Annotated in this window: 12 protein-coding genes and 1 pseudogene; 12 read left to right on the top strand and 1 reads right to left on the bottom strand. The window is 50.5% G+C overall.

Annotation, left to right across the window (positions count from 1 at the left end):
- Window positions 1–9: 9 nt before the first annotated feature.
- The 12 genes and pseudogenes from mazG to rpoS all read left to right on the top strand — a co-directional run bounded on the left by mazG (window position 10) and on the right by rpoS (window position 10,507).
- Complete coding sequence (gene mazG / locus CWE07_RS00465; protein WP_111567969.1) at window positions 10–801, top strand: nucleoside triphosphate pyrophosphohydrolase; 792 nt, start codon at window positions 10–12, stop codon at window positions 799–801.
- 82 nt (window positions 802–883) lie between these two features.
- Complete coding sequence (locus CWE07_RS00460; protein WP_111567968.1) at window positions 884–2,524, top strand: CTP synthase; 1,641 nt, start codon at window positions 884–886, stop codon at window positions 2,522–2,524.
- An 18-nt stretch (window positions 2,525–2,542) separates the two neighbouring features.
- The gene (gene eno, locus CWE07_RS00455) at window positions 2,543–3,841 is read left to right on the top strand and encodes a phosphopyruvate hydratase (RefSeq protein WP_111567967.1); all 1,299 of its coding nucleotides are present in this window, start codon (window positions 2,543–2,545) and stop codon (window positions 3,839–3,841) included.
- Window positions 3,842–3,856: 15 nt separating this feature from the next.
- Window positions 3,857–4,525 (top strand): hypothetical protein, encoded by a 669-nt coding sequence (locus CWE07_RS00450; RefSeq protein WP_111567966.1) that lies wholly within the window; start codon window positions 3,857–3,859, stop codon window positions 4,523–4,525.
- 7 nt (window positions 4,526–4,532) lie between these two features.
- The gene (ftsB, locus tag CWE07_RS00445; RefSeq protein ID WP_111567965.1) at window positions 4,533–4,820 is read left to right on the top strand and encodes a cell division protein FtsB; all 288 of its coding nucleotides are present in this window, start codon (window positions 4,533–4,535) and stop codon (window positions 4,818–4,820) included.
- A gap of 29 nt (window positions 4,821–4,849) precedes the next feature.
- Window positions 4,850–5,548: pseudogene (ispD, locus tag CWE07_RS14355) on the top strand (2-C-methyl-D-erythritol 4-phosphate cytidylyltransferase); the annotation flags it as partial.
- 57 nt (window positions 5,549–5,605) lie between these two features.
- Window positions 5,606–6,103, top strand: coding sequence for a 2-C-methyl-D-erythritol 2,4-cyclodiphosphate synthase (gene ispF, locus CWE07_RS14350; protein WP_198679872.1), 498 nt, complete (start codon window positions 5,606–5,608; stop codon window positions 6,101–6,103).
- Window positions 6,100–7,176 (top strand): tRNA pseudouridine(13) synthase TruD, encoded by a 1,077-nt coding sequence (truD, locus tag CWE07_RS00435; protein ID WP_111567963.1) that lies wholly within the window; start codon window positions 6,100–6,102, stop codon window positions 7,174–7,176. The genes ispF and truD overlap by 4 nt, the downstream gene beginning before the upstream one ends.
- A 16-nt stretch (window positions 7,177–7,192) precedes the next feature.
- Window positions 7,193–7,945 carry a 5'/3'-nucleotidase SurE gene (gene surE, locus CWE07_RS00430; protein ID WP_111567962.1) on the top strand — a complete coding sequence of 251 codons (753 nt, stop codon included), beginning with the start codon at window positions 7,193–7,195 and terminating at the stop codon, window positions 7,943–7,945.
- On the top strand, window positions 7,945–8,583 hold the full coding sequence (locus CWE07_RS00425; protein WP_111567961.1) for a protein-L-isoaspartate(D-aspartate) O-methyltransferase: 639 nt from the start codon (window positions 7,945–7,947) through the stop codon (window positions 8,581–8,583). Before surE ends, CWE07_RS00425 begins: the two co-directional genes overlap by 1 nt.
- Window positions 8,580–9,467, top strand: a complete 888-nt coding sequence (locus CWE07_RS00420) for a peptidoglycan DD-metalloendopeptidase family protein (RefSeq protein ID WP_111567960.1) — start codon at window positions 8,580–8,582, stop codon at window positions 9,465–9,467. The genes CWE07_RS00425 and CWE07_RS00420 overlap by 4 nt, the downstream gene beginning before the upstream one ends.
- A 35-nt stretch (window positions 9,468–9,502) precedes the next feature.
- Window positions 9,503–10,507: an RNA polymerase sigma factor RpoS gene (gene rpoS, locus CWE07_RS00415; RefSeq protein ID WP_111567959.1), complete on the top strand. Its 1,005-nt coding sequence runs from the start codon at window positions 9,503–9,505 to the stop codon at window positions 10,505–10,507.
- A gap of 81 nt (window positions 10,508–10,588) precedes the next feature.
- Here rpoS and mutS read toward each other — a convergent pair whose 3' ends face one another.
- Entirely contained in the window at window positions 10,589–13,162 is a 2,574-nt protein-coding gene (gene mutS, locus CWE07_RS00410) for a DNA mismatch repair protein MutS (protein WP_111567958.1), read from the bottom strand.
- Window positions 13,163–13,189: the final 27 nt, after the last annotated feature.

Here is a 13,189-nt window from a genome sequence, read left to right as displayed (position 1 = left end):
AGCTTTGATATGACTGAATATAATGGACTGACACGCTTGCTGGATATTATGCGCCAATTGCGCGACCCAGCCACGGGGTGCCCTTGGGACATTAAACAAGACTTCCATACCTTAGTGGCGCACACCATTGAGGAAGCCTATGAAGTGGCGGATGCGATTGCGCAAGGCGACCCCAATGAGATTCAGGATGAACTGGGCGACTTACTCTTTCAGGTGGTATTTTATGCGCAACTGGGGCGCGAACGCGGTTGGTTTGGCTTCGATGAGATTGCCCAAGGGGTCAGCGATAAGCTTGTACGCCGTCATCCTCATGTGTTTGCCGACGCTCAAGTGAGCTCAGATGAGCAAATTAAAGCCCAATGGGAAGCGATCAAGCGCGAAGAGCGCGCAGCAAAAGCGCCAGACGACAGTATTTTAAGCAATATTCCAAGTAATCTACCCAGTTTGCTACAAGCCCTTAAAATTCAAAAGCGCTGCGCCAGTGTAGGTTTTGATTGGGACAACATAAATGATGTGTGCGCCAAGGTGCGAGAGGAACTGCTTGAGGTTGAGCAAGAGTTGCAGCACGCGCAGCCGAATACCGATCGAGTCGCAGAGGAAATTGGCGATTTACTGTTCGCAGTAGTTAATCTAGCGCGGCACCTGAAGGTCAATCCCGAAAATGCATTACGCCAGGCGAATCATAAATTCAGTCGCCGTTTTCGCTTTATTGAGCAGCATATTCAAGGCCTGGGTGAGCGTATTGACGACTACACCTTGGCAGAACTTGAAACATTATGGCAATTAGCGAAGCGATCGTGATTGTTGCCAAGCGGTATAACGGGTATACTATTTTCCCGTCTGAAGTACTTTTCCTAAAATTCCCTGACGCTACAGGTTTTGCATGGCAACAAAATATATTTTCGTCACCGGCGGGGTTGTATCTTCGCTGGGAAAAGGTATTGCGGCGGCTTCATTAGCAGCAATTCTGGAGGCCCGCGGCCTCAAAGTCACTATTCTTAAACTCGACCCGTACATTAACGTCGACCCCGGCACCATGAGCCCGATTCAGCATGGTGAAGTGTTTGTTACCGTTGATGGTGCGGAAACCGATCTTGATTTGGGTCATTACGAGCGCTTTATTCGCACTCGGATGACGCGCAAGAATAACTTTACCACCGGCCGAGTCTACGAAGATGTGCTGCGACGCGAACGTCGGGGTGACTTTCTTGGCGCGACGATTCAAGTCATTCCGCATATTACCAACGACATCAAACGCCGTGTTATCGAAGGTGCTGAAGGTTACGATGTGGCCTTGGTGGAAATCGGTGGCACCGTCGGGGACATTGAATCTCAACCGTTCTTAGAAGCGATTCGCCAGCTAGGTACTGAAATAGGTCGCGAACGCGCCTTATTTATTCACTTAACGTTAGTGCCTTTCTTAGGTGCTGCTGGCGAGGTGAAAACCAAGCCGACGCAGCATTCAGTTAAAGAGCTGCGTAGTATTGGTATTCAACCAGACGTATTGATCTGTCGTTCTGACCGCACTATTCCAGCCAACGAGCGTGCCAAAATTGCATTGTTTACCAATGTCCAAGAGCGCGCGGTTATCTCGCTTAAAGACGTGGATAGCATCTATAAAATTCCGGCGATGTTGAAAGCCCAAGGGCTTGATGAGCTGGTGGTTGAACGCTTTGACTTAGCGTGCAAAGAAGCTGACTTGGCGGAGTGGGAGCGGGTACTGTATTTAGAATCTAACCCAAGCGGTGAGGTCACCATTGGGTTTGTAGGTAAATATGTAGAGTTGCCCGATGCGTATAAGTCGGTCAACGAAGCCTTAAGCCATGCAGGCTTGCACAACCGCTTAACTGTGCACATTCGCTATATTGATTCTCAGGATATCGAGACGAAAGGGCTGAGCAAACTTGACGGCGTAGACGCGATTTTAGTCCCTGGTGGCTTCGGCGGCCGTGGTATTGAAGGCAAAATTATGGCCGCCCGTTACGCGCGTGAACATAATATTCCATACCTTGGTATTTGCCTGGGCATGCAAATTGCGTTAATTGAGTATGCCCGCGATGTGGCTGGCTTAGAAGATGCCAACAGCACTGAGTTTGACGCTGACAGCCCGCACCCTGTGGTTGGCTTAATTACCGAGTGGATGTCTGAAAGTGGTCAAACGGAAATGCGTGACGCTGGGTCAGACCTAGGCGGCACCATGCGTTTGGGTACACAAGCTTGCCACCTGCAGCCAGGCAGTAAAATCGCTGCGGCGTATGGCAGCGAATTGATTGAAGAGCGCCATCGCCACCGTTATGAAGTCAACAACAATTACCGTGAGCAGCTAGAGGCGTCAGGCCTTGTGGTATCTGGCTTATCTCATGACAAACGTTTAGTTGAAGCGATTGAAATTCCGAATCACCCATGGTTTATCGCGGTTCAGTTTCACCCTGAATTCACTTCGACGCCACGTGATGGTCATCCTCTGTTTACTGGTTTTGTTGCTGCGGCAGGCGAATATCAGAAACAACAACGTAATAAATAAAGAAGATAGGACAAAGACATGAGCAAAATTGTAAAAGTGATTGGTCGTGAAGTGATGGATTCACGCGGTAATCCAACAGTTGAGGCCGATGTACACTTAGAATGCGGTGCCATGGGCCGCGCTTGTGCACCAAGTGGCGCCTCAACTGGTAGCCGTGAAGCATTAGAATTGCGCGATCAAGACGCTGGCCGTTACTTAGGTAAAGGCGTATTAAATGCCGTCGGGCATATCAATGGCGCGATTGCGACCGCATTGCAAGGCGTTGACGCCAGCAATCAGCAAGCCCTAGATGAAGTCATGTTGAAGCTTGATGGTACTGAGAATAAAGAAAAGCTGGGTGCGAATGCCATCTTGGCCGTGTCACTAGCTGCAGCTAAAGCAGAAGCAAGCAGCCAAGGCATTCCACTGTATGCCCATATTGCGAATTTATATGGCCAAAGCGGTAAATACAGTATGCCGTTGCCGATGATGAATATTTTGAATGGCGGCGAGCATGCTGATAACAATGTCGACATTCAAGAATTTATGGTTCAGCCTGTGGGCGCGAAAAACTTCAGCGAAGGCCTGCGTATGGGCGCTGAAATTTTTCATGCACTAAAAGCGGTATTACGTGCTCGTGGCTTGAGCACCGCCGTGGGCGACGAAGGTGGCTTTGCACCGAATTTAGCGTCGAATGAAGAAGCCTTACAAGTAATAGTGGAAGCTGTCAATAATGCCGGTTACCGCATGGGTGATGATGTCACTTTAGCCCTTGATTGTGCGGCTTCAGAATTCTTCCACGACGGTGTGTATGACCTCAAAGGCGAAGGCAAAACATTTGATGCTGCAGGCTTTGCAGATTACTTAGCTGGTTTGTGTGAGCGCTATCCTATTATCTCGATTGAAGATGGTCTGGATGAAAGTGATTGGGACGGCTGGAAAGTATTGACTGACAAACTGGGTGACAAAGTGCAATTAGTCGGTGACGACTTATTCGTCACGAACACGAAGATTTTGCAGCGCGGCATTGACCAAGGTATTGGTAATTCAATTTTGATCAAGTTCAACCAAATTGGTAGCTTGACTGAAACCTTGAATGCGATTCGCATGGCTCAGGACGCGGGCTTTACTGCGGTGATTTCACACCGTTCAGGTGAAACTGAAGACGCGACTATCGCAGATTTAGCGGTGGGTACCTGTGCTGGGCAAATCAAAACCGGTAGCTTGTGCCGCTCAGACCGGGTTGCTAAGTACAATCAATTGCTGCGCATCGAAGGCGAGTTAGGCAACCAACAAGCGCCTTATCACGGTCGTAGTGAAGTAAAGGCCAAAGCATAGTATGAGTTGAATTTGATGCAGCAGAGCGATTTCTTAGATGACAATCAAGCGGGGCAGTTCGCTGAGCTTTGTTTGGCGTTGTATGAACGCGAGCTGCATCAATTATGCTGGTCAGGCCCAGACGACGCCAAGCGTCTTAAACGTCGTCTGGGTAGTCTGACATTCTATGTGCGCCATGCCGCCAAAGGTTTAACCCGCCCCTCACAATCACCCCTTCACCTCGATATCCAGAATGCCAGTTGGCAAGCGACACAAAGCGCCAAGCCGCCAGCAGGCGTTGATTCAGTTTGCGTAACCGATAAGCGGGCTCAGGCAACTGCAACATGGCTGCGACGCCACGCTCAGTTAGGCTTAGTTTTACCCGTGCAGATTGAGCAAGACAAGCTGATCCGTGTCGAGCTCGACAGTATTGATAGTCTGGATATTGACGGCGTGCAGTTCAATCGCCCTGCATTGCATTTAAATCGTCTGGGTTGGTTCGCGTTTAGTGGTGAGCCCCTGGAGTTGCAAACTGCGAGTGTATTAAAACCTACCCCTAAGCATATGACCTCGGCCTGTTGCGGCCATCAATGGAGTGCTGCTGGACGAAAAGCCCCGCGTACTTTAAGCTTACGGGAAGTTTTATTAGCAGTGACACTCGATTGGCCACGTTTTACCCAAGTGTTGCCACTGCAATCAAGGTAGGTCGCTTATGCGCTTTCTAACTCTATGTGTTTTAAGCTTATTAATCGCGCTACAGTTCCGTCTATGGAGTGGCGATAATGGCGTGTCGGAGCTGCGTAGCTTGCAGCAGGATATCGAGCGCCAACAAGCGACAAACAAACAACTGACTCAGCGTAATCAACTACTTCAGGCGGATATAACGGACTTGCGTAACGCCCAAGAGGCTGTGGAAGAGCGAGCTCGCAATGAACTGGGCTTGGTCAAACCGAATGAAACATTTTTCCGCTTAGTGCGATTGCAGCCCGAAGCCCCCTAATCTTTTCGTATTAAAACAGTGACGTGATTATGTCGGAATTCTCGCAACAAGGAATGAAATTTGTTGCTATTGTGCCTGCCGCTGGAATTGGCAGTCGCATGCAAACTCAAGTAGCTAAGCAGTATTTAGCATTGCATGACAAGTTAGTGATAGAGCATAGCATTCATGCTGTTTTAGCGGATCCGCGCATTCAACATGTGGTGGTTGCGTTACATCCTGAAGACAGCCAATTTTCGTCCCTGGAACTTAATGTCCAAGCCCGTATCCACAGCGTCCAAGGTGGCGCCACGCGCGCTGAATCGGTGGCGGCGGCACTGACGTTCGCATGCCAACATTTGGCACAGCCAGAGCAACAGCTCGTGGCGGTGGTACATGATGCGGCGCGGCCTTGTTTGGCCGCAGACGACTTGTCCAAGTTGCTGGATGCCTTCCTGCTACGTCCTCAGCAAGGGGCTATTTTGGCGTGTCCGGTGCGGGACACGATGAAACGCGCGAATACCGAAGGTGCAATTGTTGCTACCGTTGAGCGTGATCAGCTGTGGCATGCCCAGACCCCGCAAGTGTTCTCAGCCGGTGCTTTACTGGATGCATTAGGTGCCACGCCGAATCAAACCATCACTGACGAAGCATCGGCGATGCAAGCGGTCGGTGGTCACCCGTATGTAGTCTCAGGTTCCGCCAGTAACATAAAAATTACCCACCCAGATGATTTAGCCGTTGCTGCGGCTATTCTTGAGCGCGCTGCAAGGCAAAGCGGTGGTGTTCACCTAACACAGGATTCTACGATGTTTCGAATTGGACAAGGTTTTGATGTACATAAGTTCGGTGGCGAAGGCCCGGTGTATCTTGGTGGTATAGCGATAGAGCATGCGCATGGCTTAATTGCACATTCAGACGGCGACGTATTATTGCATGCGTTATGTGATGCATTGTTGGGGGCTCTAGCCCTTGGCGACATTGGACACCTATTCCCAGACACCGATGAGAAGTACCAGGGTGCTGATAGCAAAGAATTGCTGCGGATTGTGTATCAGCGTGTGCAACAGCAAGGCTACCGCTTAGTCAATGCGGATATCACCGTCATGGCGGAAGCGCCAAAATTGAAGCCGCATAATGTTGCAATTCGCGAGTGCATCGCCGGCTTACTGAGTGTCGATAGGGGTGATATTAGCGTTAAGGCAACCACCACTGAAAAGCTTGGTTTTACTGGGCGCGAAGAGGGTATTGCATGTCAGGCCACAGTGTTACTTAGCCGTCAATCTGTGCAAGGGGCCAGTAAATGAGTGAAGTAGACAGCACCGCCACTAGCTGGACACTGGATTGGGCGTATCAACAGCAAGCGCCTCAAGCAACGGCGCAATTTAAGCAACAACCAGAAGATTTTGGCGTGGTTGAAGTATTGGGCTTTGAGCCGACGCTTGAACCTAAAGGCCAGCATCATTGGTTATGGGTGGAAAAACGTGGCGCCAATACGGAGTTTGTTGCGCGTGAGCTGGCAAATTTTGCCGGTGTGCATCCGAAGCTAATTAGCTTTAGCGGGTTAAAGGACCGTCATGCGGTGACCCAACAATGGTTTTCAGTTGAACTTCCGGCCACCCAAGAGGTGGATTGGCAGCAATTTAGCCACCCCGAAGCGAGCATATTGCGTCATGTGCGCAGTGTACGAAAATTAAAGCGTGGCACCCATGCTGCCAACCAATTTACGATTTGCCTGCGAGTGGTTAGTGACAAAGACGACGTCGAAGCACGGCTCACTCAGGTTCAGCAACATGGCGTTCCGAATTATTTTGGTGAACAGCGTTTTGGCCATCGCGCCGGCAATCTCGATAGAGCGAGCGCGATGTTTGCGGGTAAGCGCGTAAAAGACCGCAATTTACGTAGTATCTTATTGTCGGCAGCACGCTCATACGTATTCAATCAGGTGGTTAGTGCGCGTTTGAACCAAGGCTTGGCTACCCGTTTGCTGGACGGTGATGTATGTATGCTGCGTGGAACACAATCATTTTTCTGCTGGCAGCCTGACGCGGATGACGCGGATAGTCGTGAGGCCATTGAGGCGCGCTTAGCTAGTGGCGACTTGCAGCTATCGGCGCCACTTTGGGGACGCGGCCGCATGCTAGCGCAACAACACGCGGCAGAGTTCGAACAGGCGGCGATTGCCAACCTTAGTACGTTGTGTGAAGGGCTTGAAAAGGCAGGTCTAAAACAAGAACGACGCGCCTTGCAATTAGCGGTGGAAGGGCTAACTTGGGCATGGCAGGGAGATGATTTAACGTTATCATTTGAATTGCCATCAGGTGCGTTTGCCACAAGCGTACTGCGTGAAATTGTGCAAGTGCAGACTGAATCGACGTAAAGCGCATGGAGCAAGCATGAAAATTTTACTGAGTAATGACGATGGCGTCAGAGCCCCAGGTATCGCAGTGCTATATAAAGCCCTTGCCGAGATCGCTGAGGTACGCGTGATAGCGCCAGAACGCAATTGTAGCGGTGCCAGTAATTCGTTGACGCTGCATGAGCCCTTACGGGTTGAGCAGTTGGAGAACGGCTTTTTTAGTGTCAATGGCACACCAACAGATTGCGTGCATTTAGGTACCAATTCACCGATTGCTGAGTTACCAGATTTAGTGGTTTCGGGCATTAACGATGCGCCAAACATGGGCGACGACGTGCTGTATTCAGGCACAGTGGCAGCGGCGACGGAAGGGCGCTTTATGGGCTTGCCAGCGATTGCGGTGTCGATGGGCGCGGCGGGTCACGAGTACTATGAAACCGCTGCCAAGGTGGTCGCTGAACTGATCCTGAGATTGCAACAAAAACCACTAAGCCCTGACTTTGTACTCAATGTGAACGTGCCATATTGTAGTTATGCGGGGCTCAAAGGCACGCGCATTACCCGCCTTGGTCGTCGTCATCGCGCTGAAGGCATGGTACGGGCGACCGATCCACGCGGGCGTGAGCTGTTTTGGTATGGCCCCGTCGGCGCACATCAGGACGATGGTCCTGATACAGATTTTGCCGCGATTCGTGATGGTTATGTGTCAATCACGCCATTGAGCGTCGATATGACCGCTGCGGTGAAGCAGCAGGGTCAGGTACAAGACTGGTTGGAGCAAGATTTGTAATGCTGGCTAACTTTATCGGTATGGCGAGGCGTTTACGCGAGCAACTGCAGCAGCAGGGCATTACCAATGCTCGAGTGCTTGATGTGATTGAGCGCACGCCGCGTCATAACTTTATGCCAGAATCATTGGCGCATAAAGCCTATGAAAATACCGCATTACCGATTGGCAATGGGCAAACCATTTCCCAGCCTTATATCGTGGCGCAAATGACCAGCTTGTTGCTAACCCACCAACCTCGCCGCGTTCTGGAGATTGGCACAGGTTCAGGTTACCAAACCGCGGTGTTGGCTCAGCTGGTTGATGAAGTGTACAGTGTCGAGCGTATATCAGCACTGCAATATCAAGCAAAACGCCGACTGAATAAACTAGATTTACACCACGTGCGCACTAAGCTTGGCGACGGTTGGCAGGGGTGGGCGTCAAAGGCCCCCTTTGATGGCATTATCGTCACCGCCGCTGCCGCAAAAATTCCGCAGGATTTACTCACTCAGTTGTCACCCCAACAAGGCATTATGGTGTTGCCATTAGGGGAAGGGCGTCACCGTTTGTTGGTGATCCAGCGTGACGGCGACGACTTTAGCTATCGTGATATTGAAGATGTTCGCTTTGTTCCGTTGATTGCCGGAGACACGGAATGAAGCCGGCACGTCTGGTTTTATGTTGCGGTGTGAGTGTCGTGCTGCTAGCCGCCTGTGCACAACGGTCTGAACCTGCGCCCGTTGAAGCGGTATACAGTGGGCGCACCGTGCACGACTTTGCCCGTGGCTCTTTAAGTGCGCAAAGCTACCAAGTTCAACGCGGCGATACCTTGTATTCAATTGCATTTCGTGCGGAAATGGATTTACGCGATATCGCACGTCTTAATAATCTTCAGGAACCTTACCAAATTTTTCCAGGACAAATGCTGCGCCTTGCCCCAGAGGCCGCACCCCAACAGGTGGCGAGTGTAAGGAATGAGCCAAATCGAATAAATAACCAACAAAATAGTGTTAAGGAACGTAAAGATTCGAATCAAAATGATCTAAGCCGCCCAGTTGTGAGTAAACCTGTACAAGAGTATGGTGAAAATAGAACGGTTTCACAAAATACCGTTCCCACACAGCCGCCGAGAACGGCTGTTGCAGGAAGCACCAACTCTCAAAGCGGAGCCATTGAGTGGCGCTGGCCTTCTCAAGGTCGAATCACCCAAAGGTTTCGCAGCGACAGACCCGGCGCCAGCGGGATAATTTTCTCAGGAGTTAAAGGCGACCAGGTGACAGCAGCGGCAGCAGGTAAGGTAGTTTATGTTGGCAGTGCATTACGAGGATTCGGCCGTTTAATCATTTTGAAACATAACGATGATTTCATTACTGCCTATGCTCACAACGACCAATTAATGGTCACCGAGCAGCAGTGGGTCGAAGCAGGTCAACAAATAGCTACAATGGGTGATTCAGATGCGGACGATGTTCGGTTACGCTTTGAATTACGCTATCAAGGCAGTTCGGTTAACCCTGAGCAGTACTTACCGAGGTCTCGCTAGCGCAGTCATCCGGTCTCATAATAAGGAGAATGGTAATGCGTGTAGAAAGCAAAGATCTTATCGATAACGAAGCAACTGTAAACAGCGCGGAAGCGGATGACTCAGTTGAAGATATGGACATGAGCGCAGAGCAAGACCAGGCGCAGGACGACAGCGAACTTGAAGAAGCGCTTTCTTCGGGTAGTAAGCATCAGCGCAAGCTTGATGCGACGCAAATGTACCTCAGCGAGATTGGTTTCTCCCCCCTTCTTAGTGCCGAAGAAGAAGTCTACTTCGCACGCAAAGCATTGAAAGGTGACGAAGCAGCCCGCAAACGCATGATTGAAAGTAACTTGCGTTTAGTGGTGAAGATTGCACGTCGCTATAACAACCGCGGCCTAGCCTTACTGGACCTGATTGAAGAAGGTAATCTGGGTCTTATCCGCGCGGTTGAAAAGTTTGACCCTGAGCGTGGTTTCCGTTTCTCGACTTACGCGACTTGGTGGATCCGTCAAACCATTGAACGCGCTATCATGAACCAAACACGTACCATTCGCTTACCCATTCATGTGGTAAAAGAGCTGAACGTGTACCTGCGCGCAGCCCGTGAACTTGCGCATAAGTTGGATCACGAACCTACGGCCGAAGACATTGCTCAGAGCTTGGATAAGCCAGTAGAAGACGTGACCAAGATGCTGCGTTTGAATGAACGTATTTCGTCGGTCGACACGCCAATTGGCGGTGACTCTGACAAAGGCTTACTGGATATTATTGCGGATGAAAAAGCCAGTGGCCCGGAGCAGGAAATTCAAGATGACGACATGCGCAGTAATATCTTGGTTTGGCTGGATACCCGTAATACCAAGCAACGTGAAGTATTAGCTCGTCGTTTTGGCTTACTTGGCTATGAGCCTTCGACGCTGGAAGATGTCGGTCGCGAAATTGGTTTGACCCGCGAACGCGTGCGTCAAATTCAGGTTGAAGCATTGCGTAAGTTACGCGAAACCTTGCGTCAACAAGGTTTAAGCCTGGAATCGGTGTTCGAGTCATCTGATTTATAGGCGAATTCAGCAGTACGCACAGATCATATAAAGAAAGCCCCCGCAAGCGAAAGGTTGCGGGGGCTTTTTAGTCGCAGCCAGCTAACGCTTAAGCTGTTGCTGCCATGTGTAGATTAAGTCTAGAGCTTGGCGTGGGCTGAGCTCATCGGCTTTAAGTTGCGCAATTGAGTTGGCAACATCAAGCTGGGCTTGTTGCTCAGGGGTTAATGACGCTGGGGCATTGGCGGTCGCAAATAGCTCAGGTTGTTGCGGTGCTGTACGCTCGAGTTCTGCAAGCTTACGCTTGGCATTGTCGATCACATGGTTCGGTACTCCAGCTAACTTTGCCACTTGTAAGCCGAAACTACGGTTCGCAGCGCCATCTTTGACGTGGTGCAAAAATGCGACATTGTCATTATGTTCTGTGGCATCGACATGCAGGTTAATGGTCGCAGGTAGTTGCGACGCTAATGCCGTAATCTCAAAATAGTGGGTGGCAAATAGGGTCATGCACTGAGCTTGCATCGCTAACGCATGGGCACAAGCCCAGGCTAACGACAAACCATCGTATGTTGATGTGCCACGTCCAATTTCGTCCATTAACACCAAGCTATATGCGTTTGCATTGTTCAGTATATTAGCGGTTTCCGTCATTTCGACCATAAACGTTGAGCGTCCTGACGCGAGCTCGTCAGACGCGCCGATACGGGTAAAAATACGCTCAATACGGCCAATACGGGCTGCATCAGCTGGCACGAAACAGCCGACATGGGCCATCAATGTAATGAGTGCGGCCTGGCGCATAAAGGTCGATTTACCGCCCATATTCGGGCCAGTAATCACACTCAATTTGCGTGAGGCATTAATATTCAAGTCATTGGCGATAAATGGTTGTTCACTGTAATGCTCAACGACAGGGTGGCGACCTTGCGTAATTGTCATCCCAAATCCGTCATGCAATTCAGGGCGACAGTAGTTCGCAGTTTCACTGTGGCGCGCAAATGCACAAAGTACGTCGAGCTGCGCCAAGGCATCAGCGCATTGTTGGAGTGCACCAACATGGGGTAGCAAAGACTCTAACAGTTGTTGATAAAGTTGCTTTTCAAGGGCCAGCGCTTGGCTTTGGCTACGCAGTACTTTGTCCTCGAAACTTTTCAGTTCGGGAATGATATAGCGCTCTGCGTTCTTTAATGTCTGACGGCGCTGATAATCCGCAGGGACTTGGGCTTGGCGCGAGGTTTCAATATAAAATCCGTGTACCTTATTATAACCCACGCGTAAATTCGCAATCCCAGTGCGCTGGCGTTCCCGCTCGGCTAAGGCATCCAACTGATCCGTGGCACCTTGGCTCAAGGCACGTAATTCATCCAACTCGGCATCGTAGCCAGGTGCAAGCACACCGCCGTCACGGATAATAACCGGTGGGTTATCAATGACTGCACGTTCCAGATGTTCGACGAGCGTGGAGAAATCACCCAACGCATGTTGAATATGACGCATATCGGGTGCGCCAGTGACAGCTTTAAGCGCTGGCACTTGCTGCAGTGCTTGACGTAAGCGGGTAAGGTCGCGCGGCCGCGCACTTTGCAAGGCCACTCGCGCCAGAATACGCTGCATATCACCCACAAGCTTCAAGCTATCATGAATGCTGTCAGCTTGTTGCTCGGTGATTAACCAAGCGACCGCATTAAGGCGCTGGTTAATTACATCGATTTGGCGCAGTGGTCGATGCAGCCAACGTTTCAGTAGTCGACTCCCCATAGCCGTAACCGTTTGGTCGAGCACCGCAGCAAGCGTATGTTGCTGGCTACCCGATAAATTATGAGTAAGCTCAAGGTTTTTGCGGGTGGCGGCATCCATCACAATAGCATCGTCAGGTTGCTCAAACTGAATGCTTTGAATATGAGGCAGTGCGGCTTGTTGGGTTGCTTTAACATACTGCACAATAGCGCCTGCAGCAGCAGTCGCTGCTTTGGCTTGCTGCAAGCCGAAGCCTGCGAGATCACGAGTGCCAAACTGGCGGCTGAGTACTTGGCTTGATGTCTGTGCGTCAAACTCCCAAACTGGGCGCTGGCGAATTGGCACTTGACGCAGTTGCCCTCGGGCTAACCAGCTTGCTAATTCGCTTTGCTCGACAATCAATAATTCAGCTGGCTGCAAACGCTCAAGTTCGGCGTATACAGCGTCAAGGGTATCATGTTCGGAGGCGCTGAAGCGCCCACTTGAAACATCCAGGGCGGCGACCCCGTAATATGGTTGAGACATCTGTGATTGACAAGAGAGTGCTACCAGTAAGTTTTCACGATGGGTGTCCAGTAAGGCCTCGTCACTTAGGGTACCGGGTGTCAGCACGCGAACAACTTTACGCTCAACAGGGCCTTTACTTGTGGCAGGGTCACCAATTTGTTCGCATATCGCAACCGACTCTCCCATGCGCAGTAAGCGGCCTAAATAGCTTTCTGCGGCATGATAGGGAACACCGGCCATTGGGATCGGTTGGCCACCTGACTGCCCACGCTTAGTCAGCGAGATATCCAGTAATTGGGCAGCTTTTTTAGCGTCCTCAAAAAACAGCTCATAAAAGTCGCCCATGCGATAAAATAGCAAGGTGTCGGCATGTTCGGCTTTAATCTTTAAATACTGCTGCATCATCGGAGTATGAGAGCTGGCAACCATAGTATCTGTCTTGTTATCCTGTGAATT

Origin of the sequence: Aliidiomarina maris (assembly GCF_003987335.1) — a bacterium.
In the GTDB taxonomy this organism is placed as follows: Bacteria; Pseudomonadota; Gammaproteobacteria; order Enterobacterales; family Alteromonadaceae; genus Aliidiomarina; species Aliidiomarina maris.
Note: the sequence above shows the minus strand (reverse complement) of the source record. Positions and strands in the feature narration are given on the sequence as shown.